Annotated in this window: 15 protein-coding genes; 11 read left to right on the top strand and 4 right to left on the bottom strand. The window is 53.7% G+C overall.

The genetic code is table 11. The annotated features are described in order from the left end of the window. Positions 1-24: 24 nt before the first annotated feature. The gene (locus tag M3194_RS06310) at positions 25-2889 is read left to right on the top strand and encodes an exosporium glycoprotein BclB-related protein (RefSeq protein WP_285889155.1); all 2865 of its coding nucleotides are present in this window, start codon (positions 25-27) and stop codon (positions 2887-2889) included. Between the two features lie 44 nt (positions 2890-2933). On the opposite strand, the gene M3194_RS06305 is transcribed toward M3194_RS06310, so the two are convergent. Together M3194_RS06305 and M3194_RS06300 are read right to left on the bottom strand one after the other, a co-directional pair. After that, a complete protein-coding gene (locus tag M3194_RS06305) occupies positions 2934-3908 on the bottom strand; it encodes a glycoside hydrolase family 43 protein (RefSeq protein WP_251652553.1) in 975 nt (324 codons plus the stop codon). A 184-nt stretch (positions 3909-4092) separates the two neighbouring features. Beyond that, positions 4093-5010, bottom strand: coding sequence for an NADP-dependent oxidoreductase (locus tag M3194_RS06300; protein WP_251652552.1), 918 nt, complete (start codon positions 5008-5010; stop codon positions 4093-4095). A gap of 140 nt (positions 5011-5150) precedes the next feature. Here M3194_RS06300 and M3194_RS06295 point away from each other — a divergent pair, with 140 nt between their 5' ends. Both M3194_RS06295 and M3194_RS06290 read left to right on the top strand, forming a co-directional pair. Continuing rightward, positions 5151-5591: a MarR family winged helix-turn-helix transcriptional regulator gene (locus M3194_RS06295; RefSeq protein ID WP_251652550.1), complete on the top strand. Its 441-nt coding sequence runs from the start codon at positions 5151-5153 to the stop codon at positions 5589-5591. A 19-nt stretch (positions 5592-5610) separates the two neighbouring features. Further along, positions 5611-8886, top strand: a complete 3276-nt coding sequence (locus M3194_RS06290) for a DEAD/DEAH box helicase (protein ID WP_251652548.1) — start codon at positions 5611-5613, stop codon at positions 8884-8886. Between the two features lie 90 nt (positions 8887-8976). Here M3194_RS06290 and M3194_RS06285 read toward each other — a convergent pair whose 3' ends face one another. Next, on the bottom strand, positions 8977-9735 hold the full coding sequence (locus tag M3194_RS06285) for an MBL fold metallo-hydrolase (protein WP_251652546.1): 759 nt from the start codon (positions 9733-9735) through the stop codon (positions 8977-8979). A gap of 121 nt (positions 9736-9856) precedes the next feature. On the opposite strand from M3194_RS06285, the gene M3194_RS06280 reads away from it, so the two are divergent. From M3194_RS06280 to udk, 8 genes are all read left to right on the top strand, one after another. Continuing rightward, entirely contained in the window at positions 9857-10288 is a 432-nt protein-coding gene (locus M3194_RS06280; protein WP_251652544.1) for an Lrp/AsnC family transcriptional regulator, read from the top strand. Between the two features lie 32 nt (positions 10289-10320). Further along, on the top strand, positions 10321-10773 hold the full coding sequence (locus tag M3194_RS06275; protein ID WP_251652542.1) for a RidA family protein: 453 nt from the start codon (positions 10321-10323) through the stop codon (positions 10771-10773). A gap of 87 nt (positions 10774-10860) precedes the next feature. Further along, a complete protein-coding gene (locus tag M3194_RS06270; RefSeq protein ID WP_251652540.1) occupies positions 10861-11511 on the top strand; it encodes a GntR family transcriptional regulator in 651 nt (216 codons plus the stop codon). 237 nt (positions 11512-11748) lie between these two features. Beyond that, entirely contained in the window at positions 11749-13227 is a 1479-nt protein-coding gene (locus M3194_RS06265) for an aspartate aminotransferase family protein (RefSeq protein ID WP_251652538.1), read from the top strand. An 11-nt stretch (positions 13228-13238) separates the two neighbouring features. Next, positions 13239-14441, top strand: coding sequence for a class II aldolase/adducin family protein (locus tag M3194_RS06260; protein WP_251652537.1), 1203 nt, complete (start codon positions 13239-13241; stop codon positions 14439-14441). A 42-nt stretch (positions 14442-14483) separates the two neighbouring features. After that, positions 14484-15698, top strand: a complete 1215-nt coding sequence (locus tag M3194_RS06255) for an MFS transporter (RefSeq protein ID WP_251652535.1) — start codon at positions 14484-14486, stop codon at positions 15696-15698. A 15-nt stretch (positions 15699-15713) separates the two neighbouring features. Further along, a complete protein-coding gene (locus M3194_RS06250; RefSeq protein WP_251652533.1) occupies positions 15714-17339 on the top strand; it encodes a xylulokinase in 1626 nt (541 codons plus the stop codon). Positions 17340-17390: 51 nt separating this feature from the next. After that, positions 17391-17999 (top strand): uridine kinase, encoded by a 609-nt coding sequence (udk, locus tag M3194_RS06245; protein ID WP_251652532.1) that lies wholly within the window; start codon positions 17391-17393, stop codon positions 17997-17999. Between the two features lie 70 nt (positions 18000-18069). On the opposite strand, the gene M3194_RS06240 is transcribed toward udk, so the two are convergent. Next, the gene (locus M3194_RS06240) at positions 18070-18435 is read right to left on the bottom strand and encodes a hypothetical protein (protein ID WP_251652531.1); all 366 of its coding nucleotides are present in this window, start codon (positions 18433-18435) and stop codon (positions 18070-18072) included. Positions 18436-18446: the final 11 nt, after the last annotated feature.

The raw sequence follows: 18446 nt of genomic DNA, 5'->3' as shown, positions 1-18446 counted from the left end.
GCAGCTAGAGGAGTGAATGAAAGAATGGCCACAGGTCCAATACCTATTACCTCGTCACAATTAGCTTCCTTACGGAATCTACTGACAGACTTGTCTAACCTGCTTCCCAGTGTTCTTGAAAATCCTACATCAAGCCGGATATCCCAGCTTAACACCATATTAAACGAGCTTCGGTCACTCGTACTAACCATTGATTTCGAGGTTGAGGAACAGTCGACCCTGCTTGCCCTGCTGGAAAATCTCATTACCCTTGTTGAAACAACGCCTTTTTCCCCGCTTGGCACAGTCATTTTATGTGAGTATTTGATAAATATACTTGGGGCGTATGGTCTGTTATTTGATATACTGCCCGCAGATAAAGACGCTCTTATTGGTCAAATACGCACCATCTCCCGGCAGCTTGCAATCATCCTTGCTGCCATCATTCCAACAACCGGGCCTCCGGGTCCAACGGGACCACCTGGACCGGTTGGTATTGCGGGACCTGCGGGACCTGCTGGGGCCGCAGGTCCGGCGGGGCCAGCGGGGTCAGCAGGTCCCGCGGGGCCGGCCGGAGCAGCCGGACCGGCAGGTGAAGCGGGGCCGGCAGGGCCGGCCGGAGCCGCGGGAGACACAGGCGCGACTGGCGCGACCGGAGCAACCGGCGCTACGGGTATAGGTTTAGTTGGCATTACGGTCTTTAACCCGCTTCAAGCACCGTTATACCCGCAAGGTCAAATTGTCACCTTCAACAGGAGTACTTATCTGGCTCTTGTAGCCAGCCCAACGGGTGAACCGGGCTCGTCCCCGGATTACCTGGTGCTTGCCGAAGGGGCAACAGGAGATACGGGAGCGACTGGCGCTACGGGTACGACCGGCGCGACCGGGGCTGGCAGCACAGGAGCAACTGGCGCTACCGGCGATACTGGCGCGACTGGGGCGACCGGCGCTACCGGCGCTACCGGCGATACTGGAGCGACTGGGGTTACCGGCACGACGGGCGACACTGGCGCGACTGGGGTCACGGGCTCTACGGGTGACACTGGCGCGACTGGAGTGACCGGCTCTACGGGCGACACTGGCGCGACTGGAGCGACCGGCGCTACGGGCGACACTGGCGCGACTGGAGCGACCGGCGCTACGGGCGATACTGGCGCTACGGGTGATACTGGGGCGACCGGCGCTACTGGCGATACTGGGGCAACTGGAGCTACAGGTAATACCGGAGCTACTGGCGCGACCGGGGCTACTGGGGATACTGGTGCGACTGGAGCAACTGGCGCTACCGGCGATACTGGCGCTACGGGTGATACTGGGGCGACCGGCGCGACAGGAGCGACAGGCGCTACCGGCGATACTGGCGCTACGGGTGATACTGGGGCGACCGGCGCTACCGGCGATACTGGCGCTACGGGTGATACTGGGGCGACCGGCGCTACCGGCGCTTCCGGCGATACTGGCGCGACTGGGGCGACCGGCGCTACCGGCGATACTGGCGCGACTGGGGTTACCGGCACGACGGGCGACACTGGCGCGACTGGGGTCACGGGCTCTACGGGTGACACTGGCGCGACTGGAGTGACCGGCTCTACGGGTGACACTGGCGCGACTGGAGTGACCGGCTCTACGGGCGACACTGGCGCGACTGGAGCGACCGGCTCTACGGGCGACACTGGCGCGACTGGAGCGACCGGCGCTACGGGCGACACTGGCGCGACTGGAGCGACCGGCGCTACTGGCGATACTGGCGCGACTGGCGCTACCGGGGCGACTGGCGACACTGGTGCGACTGGAGCGACCGGCGCTACCGGCGATACTGGCGCGACTGGGGCGACCGGCGCTACCGGCGATACTGGCGCGACTGGGGTCACGGGCTCTACGGGCGACACTGGCGCGACTGGAGTGACCGGCGCTACGGGCGACACTGGCGCGACTGGGGTCACGGGCTCTACGGGCGACACTGGCGCGACTGGGGTTACCGGCACGACGGGCGACACTGGCGCGACTGGGGTCACGGGCTCTACGGGTGACACTGGCGCGACTGGAGTGACCGGCGCTACGGGCGACACTGGCGCGATTGGAGCTACCGGCGCTACGGGTGACACTGGTGCGACTGGAGCTACCGGCGCTACGGGTGACACTGGTGCGACTGGCGCTACCGGGGCGACTGGCGACACTGGTGCGACTGGAGCGACCGGCGCTACGGGCGACACTGGCGCGACTGGAGTGACCGGCTCTACGGGCGACACTGGCGCGACTGGAGCGACCGGCGCTACGGGCGACACTGGCGCGACTGGAGCGACCGGCGCTACTGGCGCGACCGGTGCGACCGGCTCAACTGGTTCGACAGGTGGAACCGGGGTAACCGGGGCTACAGGTGAACCAGGCTCAGGAGCTATTATTCCGTTTGCTTCCGGCACGCCTGCGACATTAACAACCGTGCTTGGAGGATTGTTGAATACTTCTGCTCTAACCGCTTTTGGAACCAATGCGGCAGGCGTTACGGTTGCCGGTGGCGTGATTGATTTAACTGGTGGTCCGGGAATACTCCTGAACACTGCTTTTTCCACGCCGCGTGACGGGACGATCACCTCGATGGCTGCCTACTTCAGTACAACTGCAGGCTTAACTCTAGTTGGCTCCACGGTGACGATTACTGCCCAGCTGTTCTCTTCCGCTACGCCAGACAACACCTTTACCGCTGTTCCCGGCGCTCTGGTTACACTAGCTCCTCCTCTAACAGGGGTTCTGAGCCTTGGCACCATTTCTTCCGGCCTTACAACGGGACTTTCCATTCCGGTTGCCGCAGGCACCCGCCTGTTACTGGTCTTCTCGGCGAGCGTTACGCAAGGACTTGATATCGCAACAACCGTAGCCGGTTACGCAAGTGCCGGGTTAACAATCGTGTGACGCAATACAAAAAAAGCACGGAGCATCCGCTCCGTGCTTTCCTATTAATTGTTGTATGGATCCAGCGTTTGAATCGTTCCGTCCTCGTTATACTTCAACTCCGTAAATTTCACGCTGCGCTTATGGTCAACGCCGCCGGACAGCGATGCATCATGATAGAACAGATACCATTTGTCCTGGAATTCCACGATGGAGTGATGAGTCGTCCAGCCGATTACCGGCGTCAGAATCGTACCTTGGAATACAAACGGTCCTTGCGGATTATCGCCAATGGCATACACAAGCTTATGGGTAGAGCCGGTCGAATACGACAAATAGTATTTGCCGTTATATTTATGCATCCAGGGACCTTCGAAATATCTGCGGTCTTCGTCGCCTGCGAGCAGCGGATTTCCTTCTTTATCCACGATGGAAATTTCCGTCGGCTCGGATTTAAAAGTAAGCATGTCTTCGCTTAATTCTGCGACGCGTGGTCCAAGTGCAGGTCCGTTTACATCCGGATCAGCGGCATCCGCAACAAACTCGCCGGTTGTCCACTTCTCCAGCTGTCCGCCCCACAGACCGCCGAAATACATATAAGCTCTGTTATCTTCGTCAACGTAAACGGCAGGGTCAATGCTGAAGCTGCCCGGGATATAGTTTTCTTCTGCCTTGAACGGTCCTGCCGGAGTTTCGCTTGTAGCAACGCCAATCCGGAATATGCCGTCTTTATCTCTTGCAGGGAAATACAAGTAATAGGTATTATTCTTAAATGCCGCATCCGGTGCCCACATTTGCTTCGACGCCCATGGCACATCCTTCACATGCAGAGCTTCACCGTGATCGACGCACGGAGAATTCACGTCATCCAAGGACAAGATATGATAGTCTTCCATCTGGTATTGGTCGCCGTTATCGTTGGTCGGGCCGTCATGATCGAGGTCATGGGAAGGATAAATATAAATTTTGCCTTCAAATACATGCGCAGAAGGATCTGCTGTAAAAATATGCGTTACAATCGGTTCATTGGGTTTGGACATGATTATATTTCTCCTTTTCGCGCACATAACTGGTACGATTCTATTACACCTTTTTCATTCTAATCGTAATTCGTAAACCGTAAACTACATAAATTAAAGAATATGACGTGTAAAATTAAGATTTCAACATAAAAAACCCGTGAAATCATTCGAATTCATAGGTTTTGTCATTTTTATTACGCGATTACTCTATGACTTGCAGAACGATGCGTCCCCGGCCATGGCCATCCTCCGAACGAGTATGCGCTTGACGAGCCTCCCGCAATGGAAAAATCGCCTGAACCCGGGTCTGGACGATTCCTTTATCCAGCAGCTCCGCAATCTCGATTAAATCCTCTTGAGAAGCAAGCGTTGACCGGAGAACGCGGACGCCTTCCTTCTCTCCCCGCTCGATCGGAGGCTGACCCGTTATGGTAAGAAGAGCGCCTCCTCGCTTGAGGAGCAGCCATGACCTCTCCAGGGTAGCTCCGCCAATGGTATCCAGCACAAAATCGAATTGACCCTCCAGTCCTTCTTCAAACCGAGCAGCCGTATAATCGATGGGGTTATCCACGCCAATGGAGCGTATAAAATCGATATTCGACGGCCCTGCTGTACCAGTTACGGTAGCGCCTTTCCATTTGGCGAACTGGACCGCGAACAAACCCACTCCCCCGCCAGCGCCATGTATGAACACACGGTCTCCGGCTTTGATGCCTGCCTGTTTCATCGCGCACCATGCCGTTGTGGCTCCGCCGCAAATCGTTGCCCCTTCCTCAAAGCTGATTGAAGAAGGCTTCAGCGCAACAGAACCAGCCGGAGCCGTCGTATATTCCGCATACGTTCCGTTTGTACTCCGGCCAAATACCTCCTGCCCGATCTCAAATCCGGTAACCCCCAAGCCAATGCCCGCAATTACGCCGGCAAAAGCCGTACCCGGAATGACAGGGTATATCTGGGGAATCGGGATTAATCCTTTGCGAATTTTCCAATCTACTGGCAGAACGCCCGCCGCAGCAATACGAACCAGCACTTCCCCCTCCTGAGGAACCGGCTCGGGAACCTGCTCGAGCTGCAGCACGCCGGGTCCTCCATGTTGATGATAACGGATCGCTTGCATCATTTTGACACTACCCTTCTTATTGGATTATTGCAGGAAATCATGTAAAATCAAAATACGGAATGAACACATATTGAGTATACTCACTAATTATTTGTTAAATAGAATATAGAAATTCATGTGTCAAAAGTCAAGGAGGAAATATGGCAACGTCTGAAACAATGCCTTCATCAGGCCAGGTACTGGAAACGCTGCTCCGGACCACCCATCAGCTTCATCTCCAGTTCGAATCCCATCTATCTGCCCTCCAAGTGCCGGAATATTTGTCGGGACCACGGCTGCGCTTCCTCGTCTCCGTGGCTGAAGCAGGACAAATCCGCATGAGCGAGATTGCGGCTAAGCTTGGCATTAAACCGCGGACCGTTACTCAATTCGTGGATGCTCTTGAACAGGAAAAGCTGATTGTGCGTCTGCCTGACCCGGATGATCGCCGGGCAACATTTATCCGGTTGTCGGAAACGGCACCTCCGCTGATGCAGCAAGCCCGTCTGGCCATGAGCGAATCGGCGGACAAGGTTCTCGCCTCCTTATCCCCTGAAGAGCGCGGCCAACTGTTGCTTTTGCTGCAACAATTAAGCGAGTAATTCGGAAAGGAACCCTAACATGAGCTTTCAATATACAGATGATGATGTCCGGGTGTTATGCGGCCGATTTGCCTTTGAAGAAGGAGAATCCATCTGGCAGGCCGGCGGGGTAACGATACTAAGGTATGACCCGGCGAAGCCCTTCTGCGAAGCAAATGTCCGGACAAACCGCGATTGGATTGTTACGGCAGCCGTCAGCAGGGGCGAGATTGTCGCGACCTGCACATGCCCGGATTTTGATCCCGAAGATAAATACTGCGAACATGTGGCAGCCATGCTGCTGCATCTGTTAGAGCTGCCTGAGCTGCCCGAAGAAGCGCTTAATTTGGCGCGGATCTCGGCCAGCGACCAGCTGTTATCCTCCAGCATTCTGGACCTGTTCAGCAGCCGGGAGCACCAGCAAACCGCACTCCTAGGCAGTACGCGTTATGTAAGAGATACCCGAATTCCCGTTGAGGTCCAATTCTCCTGCGTTATCTTCTCAAGCGGATACCGGAACTACCGGATTGGCATCGAGTTGAGATTAGGTCTTGGAAGGCTGTACGTTGTACCGGATATTCGAGCATTTATCGAAGGCATGACTTTAAACGTAACCCGTACCTTTTCCAAGCAGTTCACCTTTAATCCCGCCGAGCACCGCTTCCTGACGCAGGATCACGCGATGCTCGCCGAGCTGGCGCGGATCAGCAGGAATGAAGCGTTGTACCAGGAAGATGCGCTGCCCAAGGCAGGCCGCGCACGCGGCAAGCATAGCGACCGGATGCTCATGATCCCTCCCGCGGATTGGCCTCATGTGCTGCCGCTGCTCCTTGCTTGCCCTTCCGTGCTGATTGATCAGGAGGGCACGGTAACCGCCGGCTTGCAAATGAGCGAGCAGATCTCTCCGGTTCGTTTCGAATTTGGCGAACATGACGGCAACGGCTTTCAGCTGGATGTCGAGGGATTGGATAAAATCGTTGTCTTAACCGCCTACAATATGGTCTTGAGCGAAGGCCGGATGATGCCGCTTCCCGAAGCCTCCTGCAGGCAGCTGGCCGATTTCAAGAACATGCTGGATGCCTCGCGCAGGCAGCATGTCATCATTGCTCCGGAGCAGATTGAACCGTTTATGGACAAGGTTGTTCCCGAGCTGATGAAGCTGGGGCAGGTTCAAGTAACCCGAAGCGTATCGGAAAAAATCGTGCAGACTCCGCTGACAGCCAGGCTTTATCTCGACCGGATCCGGGACAGGCTGCTCGCCGAACTGGAATTCCAGTACGGCGATATTCGGATGAACCCGCTGGCTGCTAACCATGATTACAAAAGCACCGACCGCATTCTTCTCCGGGACGGGGAACGGGAAAATCAGATTCTCGATATCATGGAGCAGAGCGGCTTTGTCACAACGGAGCTCGGCTATTACATGCAGGATGAAGACAGCGAGTATGAATTTCTGCGGCATACCATTTCCAAGCTGGAGAAGCTGCTGCAGGTTCATGCAACCTCTGCCGTGAAGACACGGATCGTGGTCCCCAATACCCCGCCTATTCTAAAAGTCGAAGTGGATGAGCGGACAAACTGGCTGGATTTCAGGTTTGAGCTGACCGGCATATCCGATGACGAGATTCGCGAAGTGCTTCGCGCCATTGTAGAGAAGCGGCGTTATTACCGCTTGCAGGAAGGGGCGCTGCTGCCGCTCGAAGGCAAAGAATACGAGGCCATCACAAGAATTATTAACGAAACGGGCTTCCTGCGAACGGAGCTGAATCATGCTGCCTTCCGTATCCCGCTGGCACGCGGACTTCACCTCGCGGACTTCGACAATGAAGGAAGAACGATTCAGCTTGGCAAGTCATTCCGCAAGCTGCTGGCCCATATCCGCAACCCGGATCATCTGGAATTCGAGGTGCCCGCCAGCCTTCAGCATGTGCTCCGGGACTATCAGAAATATGGCTTCCAATGGATGAAGACGCTCGCCCATTACCGTTTTGGCGGAATATTGGCTGATGACATGGGGCTAGGCAAAACGGTGCAAAGCATCACCTTCCTCCTCTCGTTCCTGCCGGAGATCAGGCGGCTGGACCAACCCGCCATTATCGTCGCTCCCGCGTCTCTGATGTACAACTGGTTAAGCGAGCTGAAGAAGTTCGCTCCGGAGATGAGAGTCGTCATTGCAGATGGAACAAGACCCGAAAGAGCAGCCAAGCTGAGGTCTTTGCAAGAAATGGATGTCATTATTACGTCCTATCCGCTTCTGCGCCGGGATATTGAGCTGTACGTCACACGCTATTATCATACGGTCATCCTGGACGAAGCGCAGGCATTCAAGAATCATGCGACTCAAACGGCGCAAGCCGTAAAGGCATTGCAAGCCAAGTACCGCTTTGGATTAACCGGTACGCCGCTGGAAAATAAGGTCGAGGAGCTGTGGTCGCTCTTTGGCGCTATTTTCCCTGAGCTGTTCCCGGCACGCAAAGTCTTCTCCGACCTGCCAAGAGAGAACATCGCGCGCCGTGCACGCCCCTTCCTGCTCCGGCGCCTCAAGAGCGATGTGCTCAAGGAGCTGCCGGAGAAGATCGAAACGCTGCAGGCGACGAATCTTCTGCCCGAGCAGAAGAAGCTTTACGTCTCTTATTTGGCCAAGCTGCGCACCGAAACCGTCAAGCATCTGGACAATGACCGGAGCTTCCATCAGAACCGGATCAAAATTCTGGCCGGCCTGACTCGGCTTCGCCAAATCTGCTGCCATCCGGCCCTGTTCGTAACGGATTACGAAGGCAGCTCCGCCAAATTCGAGCAGCTGTTCGAGATTGTGGAAGAATGCCGCAGCACTGGCAAACGGATGCTGATCTTCTCCCAATTTACGGAGATGCTTGGTCTTATCAGCAAGGAATTGGTCCGTCAAGGCCTTTCTTATTTCTATCTCGACGGCAGTACCAAGGCATCGGAGAGAGTAGAGCTATGCAACCGGTTTAATGACGGAGAGAAGGATATCTTCCTTGCTTCGCTCAAAGCCGGCGGTACAGGACTCAACCTGACAGGCGCGGATACGGTTATTCTGTATGATCTGTGGTGGAACCCGGCTGTCGAGCAGCAGGCCGCGGACCGGGCGCACCGGATCGGGCAGACCAAGGTTGTTCAGGTTATCCGGCTGGCCGCTCATGGTACGGTAGAAGATAAGATGTACGCCCTGCAGCAGCGGAAGAAAAATATGATAGACGATATTATCCAGCCCGGCGAAGAGCAGCTTTCCTCGCTTACCGAGGCGGATATCCGCGAAATTCTGGCGATAGGCGCCGATGAGCGGGATTTATAGAACAAAAAAGCGGCTGTGCGGGATTTCTCCTGGCATAGCCGCTTTTTATTATTTTTTTGGTCAAGGGACCAAGAACCGGAGCATTGAACATTACTTGTCTATCATTACGCTCTCGCCGTCAGCAGGGATAAGAACCTGGTTCAGAAGCCCTTTTGCGCTTAACGCTTGGGCGAGATCTGCTCTAGTCACCAGACAGTGATTGATCGTATCCATATGAACGGCAACCACCTTGGCCGAAGGCGCGTAACGGCACACTTGAATGACGTCTTCCGCGTTCATCGTAATGGGATCGCCAACCGCAAATTGCGCGCCTCCCGCATTAACAACCGTCACATTCGGCCGGAAGCTTTCCAGCGCATGCTTCACCTCATCACACCAGATGGTATCTCCTGCGATGTATAATGTCGGATGGCCTTCCGCTTGAAGGACAAAGCCGGATACCTGCCCCATCATTTTCCCGATCTCGCCCGTACCGTGCCGTCCGCTTGTTCTCGAGATCGAAATGCCTTTATAATGAACGGACTTTCCGATCTCCGTCACGTTAGAGAACTGCTGGCCGGTGATGCTCGCCGCGTCTCCCGGCTGGCAATAAAGAGGCGTATTCTTGGGCAAAATCTCTGCTGCGGCAGAGTCCCAGTGATCGGGGTGAAGATGCGTAACGAGAATAACATCCGGCTGCAGCAGCTCTTCCGCATGAACGGGCAGCGGCACCAGCGGATTCCGGCGGTCATTCGTCGAATTGTTAATTGGCGGATTCGCTCCGGCTTCACTGAGCATCGGATCTACAAGAAATTGCACTCCTGCATATTCCACCCATAAGGTGGCATGCCGGACCAATTGAAGATTCATATTCGTTCCCTCTTTTCTAATCGAGTCTGATACAATTATAAAATAAGCCTTCATGCATTCGAATAACCGCATGAAATGAAATAACCGCTTTTATTTTCACAATGAAAGGATTTCTTCCGACATGTCTAGCTCATACGGAATTGATGAAATCGACAAGCAAATCTTGAGCTGCTTAATTGCAGATGCCGGCCAGTCCCATAAGTCGATCGGGGAGCAGGTTCATCTAACCGGCCAAGCTGTAGGGGCCCGCGTCCGCAAGCTGCAGGATCTTGGCATTATTGAGGGCACGACCGTTAATTGGAATCCGGAGAAAATCGGCTTGACCGTCCATGCCTTCGTCACTGTCTTTATGAAATCAAGCACGGCTCATCAGGCCTTCCAAGCCTTCGCAAGCAGCAGCAGACATGTGGCAGAGACACATCGCGTCAGCGGGGAAGGCTGCTATTGGATGCGTGTCCGCGTTGGCTCGCAGCTGGAGCTGACCGATTTTCTCGATGAGCTGCTGACGTACGGCAATTATAAAGTCAGCCTATCTATTGGACAGGTGAAGTAAAGGACGTACATAAAAGATTGGGAGGCGTTACGATGAGTACAAGCGTAGAGGAACGACTCATTGAACTTGGGATTTCTCTTCCCGAAGCGAGTGATCCGGCTGCTAACTACACGAATTGCGTTATGGTCGGCTCCCTGCTTTTTGTTTCGGGCAAAGGGCCGTCCGGAAAACCCAAAGGGAAACTCGGAGAAGCATACACAACGGAAGAGGGCTATCAATTTGCCCGCAGCACGGGGATTGAGATTATCGCTGTTGTCCGCCAAGCTTTGGGCAGCTTGGACCGCGTGGCTCGTGTCGTTAAGCTGCAGGGCTTCATTAACGCTGACCCTTCATTCGAGCAGCATCACCTCGTACTTAACGGCTGCTCGAATCTTATGCGTGAGGTTTTTGGAGACAAAGGCATTCATAGCCGCTCTGTCCTTGGAGCTAATTCCTTAAGAGACAATCTTCCGGTGATTATTGATTCAATCTTTGAGATTAAATAACAGAATTAGTGCCTCCGCGTTGCAGTGTTTCCAAGTCCTGATGGTTTTGTTACTATAAGATTAAAAACAGACAAAGGAAAATACACTATGTCTTCAACTTCTCTGGAAACCGTCGCCTACCGTGAAATTCGGGAGCAGATCATGCGTGCGGAATACATGCCGGGCTCCATGTTATCGGAAAATGAGCTTGCCGGTCAGCTGGGCATGAGCAGAACGCCAATTCGAGCGGCCATCTCCTTGCTGGAACGCGAAGGACTCGTGGGAACCTTTCGAGGGCGAGGGGTTATGATAAAGGATATATCCGCCCATGATTTCAGTGAAATGTACGAGGTGCTCGTCTCTATGCAGCTGTTCGTGCTGGACACTGCCCTGAAACGCAAGCTTGCCTTTGACGTACATGCGCTTGGCCAGCTTCTCGATCAGCAGCAGCTTGCCATGGAACAAAGTGATTTCTACAGCTATTACAACAGCACCCTCCAATTCACGGAGACGATCCTTCGCACCATTCATAACGACAGCATGCTGCAGATTATGGAGCTCTACCGCGGGCGCTATGTTTTTTATACCGTATACTACCGCAAAAAATATCCGCAATACCGCCCCAGCCGGTCCGCGCAAACGAACCGCCGGATCTACGAGGCCATTAAGAGCGGCGATATCGCCGCGGCAAAAGCAGCCGTCACCGAGCAATACGCGGAGGTCCACGAGCAGTTTATCCTCAGCGGGTTGTTGAGATAACCCCCCATACGAACGAACCAACCGGAAGCTGCGAGGCTTCCGGTTTTATTTTGATGCAGCTTCCTTCCAAGCGCTTAAACGGAACAAAATTTAGTAGAAAAGCATTAATTCTATTGCATATTTTTGTGAGATATTACCTAAACCGGTTCCTTCTTTCGAACCGTTTATATATACTTGAATTAGAAGTAAATTCGAAATATTCATAATTTTATAACGGATGATGGAAGGTAGGTACATATGGAACGGACCTTTTCGATTTCCCGCTATCCCGATGTCAAGGCAGTGACCAGCCAGCTTGATCATCTTATCCGGCAGCCGATTTATTCGATCAAGCCCGATGCTCTGAAGCAGTATGAAGAGGATTATTTTGAAGCGAAATGCGTGAAATCGAAAGAAATGATCGACGTTGCCAAGGATGTTATTCCCGGCGGCGTGCAGCATAATCTGGCCTTTAACCATCCGTTCCCGCTTGTATTTACAAAGGCCGAGGGCGCCTACCTCTACGATATCGACGGCAACCGTTATTATGATTTTCTGCAGGCGGGCGGTCCGACAGTGCTTGGCAGCAACCCTCCTGAAGTACGCGAGAAGGTCATTGAGCTGCTGAACGACTGCGGTCCCTCTACCGGGCTTTTCCATGAATACGAATATAAATTAGGCAAAAAGATCGCCGACAGCATCGACACCGTCGAGATGTTCCGCATGCTGGGCTCCGGCACCGAAGCCTGCATGGCGGCTATCCGGGTTGCACGCCTTGCCACCGGGAAGAAAAAGATTATTAAGATGGGCGGAGCCTATCATGGCTGGAGCGACCAGCTTGCTTACGGCATTCGGATCCCCGGCTCCAAATGGACGCAGGCGCATGGTGTTCCTCGCTATATCTTCAAGCATACGCAGGAGTTTTTCCCGAATGATCTGCAGGATTTGGAGAGAAAACTGAAGTTCAATCAGCTGCGCGGCGGCACGGCAGCCGTTCTGATCGAGCCTGTTGGGCCGGAGAGCGGCACTAGGCCGGTCGATTTGGTGTTTAATAAAGGCGTCGAGCAGTTGTGCCGCAAATACGGCTCACTCCTGATCTTCGACGAAGTGGTAACCGCTTTCCGAATTGGAATGTCTGGAGCACAAGGCTATTACGGCGTGTCGCCGGATCTGACGATCTTCGGCAAGGTAGTCGCCGGCGGTTATCCGGGTGCAGGCGGCCTCGGCGGCAAGAGGGAGTATATAAAATATTTGTCCGCGGGCATCGAAGCCGGCAGCAAGCATAAGAAAGCGCTTATCGGCGGTACGATGGCGGCTAATCCGCTGAGCTGCGTGGCAGGCTATTACACCCTATGCGAGATTGAGCGGACGAACGCCATCCCAAGATCGGGACAAATGGCCGACCGGCTGACGGCGGGACTGCAAACCCTGATCAGCAAATACAAGCTCCCGTTTGTTGCTTTTAACCAAGGGTCCATCTGCCATCTCGAGACGGTAGGCACCATGCATTTTGCCATCAACTGGTCGAAGCCCTGGCAGATTCCGAAGGTGTTGTCCGAAACCTCCAAGCGCAAGAAGGAAATGGAGCATATGGGCGCCGCCTATATGGCCGAAGGCATCGTAACGCTGGCAGGAAGCCGGCTGTACACCAGCGGGGCTTATACGGAAGAAATGATTGACGATGTGCTTGTGCGCTTCGATCGTATTTTCGAAAATGTGGCCTTGATCGGAATTTAAGGAGGACGTTTATGACGGCTGTGGAAGATGCCAAACGACGCGTAATTGAGGCTGGGATTAAGCTGATGGATACCGGGCTGATTGCCCGCACTTGGGGAAACGTAAGCCATCGCATTGACGGCGGGCAATTTGTCATTACGCCAAGCGGCCGGGATTACGGGTCTCTGACGCCGGAAGATATCGTGACCGTCCGGATCTCCGACTGCAGCTACAGCGGCACAATCAAGCCTTCTTCCGAGAAAGGCGTGCATGCGGAAGTCTACAAGCGTTTCCCGGATGTGCATTTCGTCATTCATACCCATCAGGAATACGCATCCGTTATAAGTGCCTGTCATGTGAATGCCATTCCGGTTGACGTTGGCCTATTGGCGGGTCAGGTCTTGTGCGGAGCTTATGCCCTCCCAAGCACCAAGAAGCTGCAGCGCAACGTTGCCAAGGCTCTCGCCCATACCAATAATCAGGCTATTATTATGAAAAATCACGGGGCGGTCTGTTACGGCGCAAATGACGCGGAAGCATTCAAAGCCGCCCTGGAGCTTGATCAAGCCTGCCGGCAATATCTCGACGACACGTATAAAACCTTAACCGGAGAGTCCCTGGCTGACCCTGCCCAGATAAGCCGCTTTGCCTTGGGACTTGGTTCTTCCGCTCCCGCTTCCGCCTCATCCCATGATGGAACACCAGCAGAAAGCAAGCTCTATCACAGCCGAAGGCTGGAGGACGGTTTTGTTCTCTTTGACGATGCCGGCTCCGAGATCCAGGTCCGCTATGACGAGCTTGACGGCGCCATGCCGGAGGAAGCCTGGGTTTATCAGCAAATCTACCGCTCGCATAAGGGGATTCATCATATTCGTTGGAGCGGCATTCCTGAAGTCAAGGCATATTCCCTAACCGGTAAGCCGCTAAAGCCGCTGCTGGATGATTTCGCTCAGCTGATCGGCACATCGGCGAAGAGTGTCGAGCTCTCTCCCGCGGAGGTATCATCTGCCCTAAAGAAATCCTCTGCCGCGCTGGTCCGGGGAATGGGTGCTTTATGCTGCGGCAGCACGTTTGAGGATGCGATTGCCGCAGGCATGGTGCTGGAGAAGAACTGCAAGGCTCATATCGGAGCCAAGCTTCTTGGCCAAGTCAAGCCGATTCACTACCTGGAAAGCCTCTTGATGCGCTTTGTTTATTTGAAGAAATATTCGAAGCAAGCCGCCGTTATCTCCTAGCCGAAAGGTGGAATTTATATTAAAAGAATCGATCATTCCGCGATGAAATGGATCATTCTTTTATCAATTGTGCCGGTCATCGTATCCACCGAGATGATGTGGCTCTCGCTCGCGCCGATCTCGAGTCTTGCCGAGGATTACTACGGGGTAAGCAGCATGTCCATCACGCTTTGCTCCATGAGCTTTATGATCATGTTTATTTTGTTCTCCCTGCCCGCGTCCTGGGTCATCGACAAATGGGGCTACAAGTCCTCTTTATTGATCGGCGCCGGCTTAACGGCCGTGTTTGGACTCTTGCGCGCCATATTTGCGGAGAATTTCACGCTTGTCCTGATCTTCCAGTTCATACTGGCGATCGGTCAGCCGTTTCTTCTTAACATCGCGACAAAAGTGGCATCGGAGTGGTTCCCGCCTCAGGAGAGGTCAACCGCAGCGGGCATTCTGACGCTGGCTCAATATATCGGCTTTATCGTGCCGATGGCCCTCGCTCCTGCCATTGCGGAAGCCTCCGGCATCCCTGCTCTCTTCACATGGTTTGCGGTTGTTGCCGTTGCCGCCGCTTGTCTCGCCGCTGCCTTTACACCTGCGAAACCTCCCGCTCCCCGCACCGTTGCCGCTTCCCGTCAAGAGGTTTCGCGTTTCGAATCAATCCGACTTCTTCTGGCGAACAAAAGCTACTTCCTCATCTTATTCATCAGCTTCATTTCGATTGGAATCTTCAATACCATCCTCACCTTGCTTGAAACCATACTTCTCCCCCGGGGGTTTTCATCCGAGGAGGCCGGACTCGTTGGCGCCGTATTTATTGTCGCCGGCATAATAGGTGCCGTTGTTCTTCCGATTCTATCCGATAAATACCGGATCAGAGCGCCGTTTTTTATCGCGGCCATTACCCTGCTTATCCCTGCTTATGCGGGACTAACGTTTGCCGAACAGACTGTTCCGGTTGCCATTATTGCCGGACTTGCCGGCTTCGCGATTATGGGAGTCGCTCCCATCTTGTTCCAGCATGGCACGGAGGTCGCTTATCCCATACAAGAAGGCACCTCGCTCGGCATGATCCTGCTGATGGGTCAAGTATCGGGAATCGCCTTTGTTTACTTCTTTGAAGTATTGAATGAGGCTTTGAATTCCATCGTCTGGCCTATGCTGCTGTTTGTGCTGCTGACTGCCATCCTGCTGCCCGTAACGCTTCGCATTCAAGAATCATCCTATCAGGCCTCCGCCAACAAGGATGCAGATACAAAGCCCATGTAAAGGCAGGTGCAAACGATGAGTGCTTACGTGCTCACTTATGATGTAGGAACTTCCGGCGTGAAGACATGCCTATATCATCTGTCCCATTCCATTAAGCTTATCGCAAGCGCATTGCATAGCTATGAGCTCACGATTCTGGATAATGGCGGAGCGGAGCAGGATCCGGCAGACTGGTGGCACGCGATGCGCCAGACAACGGAGCAAGTGCTGCAGGCCAGCCTTCTCCCGGCATCGCAGATTGGCGGGATTTCCTTCTGTGCCCAGATGCAGGGCCTGGTTCTGGTCGACGACAAAGGACTTCCCGTCCGTAAAGCCATGAGTTATATGGATACACGCGCAGCCGAAGAGCACCGCAAAGGGATCATGCATGGTATACGGATAGCTGGGGCTAACATCTTCAAGCTGCTTAAGTCGCTTGCCATTACGCGCGCCGTTCCGGCCAGCGTGAAGGATCCCGTCTGGAAATACAAATGGGTGCAGCGCCATGAGCCAAATGTATTCCGCCGCGTCCACAAATGGCTGGATGTCAAGGAATACCTTCTCTTTAAATGCACGGGCGAATTTGTCATGACCGAGGACACAGCCTATGCCACCCTGCTGTACGATGCGCGAAATGGCCGGTTCAGCAAAGAAATGTGCCGAATGTTTGGCGTTAATCCCGACCATTTCCCCAAGGTTATCCGCTCTACCGCCAAGGCAGGATTGTTAACGGCGGAAGCCGCTTTGGAGCTTCGGCTGGCCGAGGGTACTCCCGTGTTTGGCGGGGGCGGCGACGCCTCCCTCATCGGGGTGGGAGCAGGTGCCGTTGCGGAAGGCGATACGCATATTTACCTCGGCACGTCCGGCTGGGTATCCACGGTCGTTAACCGGCAGATTATTGACGCAACCAGCATGATCGCTTCAATCGTTGGCGCAAGACCGCAGCATTACCATTATTTCTGCGAGCTGGAGACGGCGGGCAAATGTCTGGAATGGGTCAAAAATCATCTTGCTCTCGATGAAATCGGCATTTACCTGGAGAAGAAGCAAATCTCCGAATCCCAGGAAACGATGTACCGCAGCTTGTACGACTACATGATGCACGCCATCAAGGATGTTCCCGCCGGCAGCAATGGCGTCATCTTCACGCCTTGGCTGCATGGTAACCGCTGTCCGTTCGAGGATTCGAATGCGCGGGGGCTATTTTTCAATATCAGCCTTGAAACCGGGAAAACCGAACTCATCCATGCCGTGCTGGAAGGCATCTGCTATCATCTGAGATGGCAGATGGAATCGCAGGAGCGGAAGATCAAGACCTCCGAGGCGATTCGCTTCGTTGGGGGAGGAGCTCTTGCCCCGCTCACCTGTCAGATTCTTGCCGATATTCTTGGACGAACGATCGAGACGGTCGACAGTCCGCAAAATGCCGGAGCGGTCGGAGCAGCCGTGATGGCCGCCGTAGGGCTTGGCCTGCTCTCGAATATAGACGAAGCAAAGAGCTTGATTGAGGTTCGGGCAGCCTACAAGCCCAATCCTCAGAATAAAGCAATCTATGACACCTATTTCGAAGTCTTCAAATCCCTCTACAGCAGCAATAAAAAAGCTTTTGGCATCCTAAATAATCACAGCAGCCGCACAGATGTTTTTCGAGCTACACTGTGATACAATACTGGAATTGATGGGCTTTCACATTAGGAGGATTTAAGAACAACTATGCTTATTATTGGTATTGCCGGCGGCACCGGTTCGGGAAAAACATCCGTGGCGCGTTCGGTTATTGAACGTCTTGGCGCGGAGAAGGTGACCTTCATCTCGCAGGATAACTATTACAAGGATCATCCCCATTTGACGTTCGCGGAGCGTGAAGCGCTGAATTATGATCATCCTCTTGTCTTCGACAATGATTTGCTAGTCGAGCATTTGAAGCAGCTGAAATCCGGAGGCGCCGCCGAGGCGCCGGTCTACGATTTCACAACGCATTCCCGATTCAAGGACAAGACAGTTGAGCTTAAGCCTTGCAGGATTGTCGTTATCGAAGGTCTTCATGTTCTGTCCGACGAGAACCTTCGGGCCATGCTCGACATAAAAGTATTCGTGGATACGGACCCGGATGTGCGGATATTGCGCCGTGTGCTGCGGGATATTGAAGAGCGCGGACGCTCCATTCAATCCATTCATGATCAATATCTGAAGACGGTCAAACCGATGCACGAGGCGTTCATCGAGCCGTCCAAGAAGTACGCCGACATCATCATTCCCGAAGGCGGGCAGAACGAGGTTGGCATTCAGATGTTGTCCATTCTTATGGAGAAATATTTCTAAAATAGTCGAAAAGGTCTGTCCCGCTTCAGGGACAGACCTTTTTTCGTTTACTTTTTCCGATATAGCTTAATCAAATTTCTCTCCAGAACCGTATTGCCGATTGCGGGGAATACAGCTTGTTAAGACCAAAGACATTGTTAACCAGGTTGGGGTCTATTACCCGGGTAATACGAACCTCGTACTTGAACGAGACCTTCGAAACATCCGCGTACGTATAAGTGGACCGGTTTGGTTCTACAGTAACGGCTGTTCGACATGGATATACCGGCAATGCTACCGGAGTTCCGTTCGACCAGTCATAGATCTGTACCTTAACCTTTCGGCTTCCGTAACGGTTCAGGTTCACCATATCCACGATGGCATAATTCGTATTTGTATTGCGGCGCAATATCCCCGTTGTATAAGTGGCAGTCCTCTTCTTTTTGCTGTGCAGCATTCCTATCATTC

This window comes from Paenibacillus glycanilyticus, from assembly GCF_023715145.1.
Classification (GTDB): domain Bacteria; phylum Bacillota; class Bacilli; order Paenibacillales; family Paenibacillaceae; genus Pristimantibacillus; species Pristimantibacillus glycanilyticus_A.
Note: the sequence above shows the minus strand (reverse complement) of the source record. Positions and strands in the feature narration are given on the sequence as shown.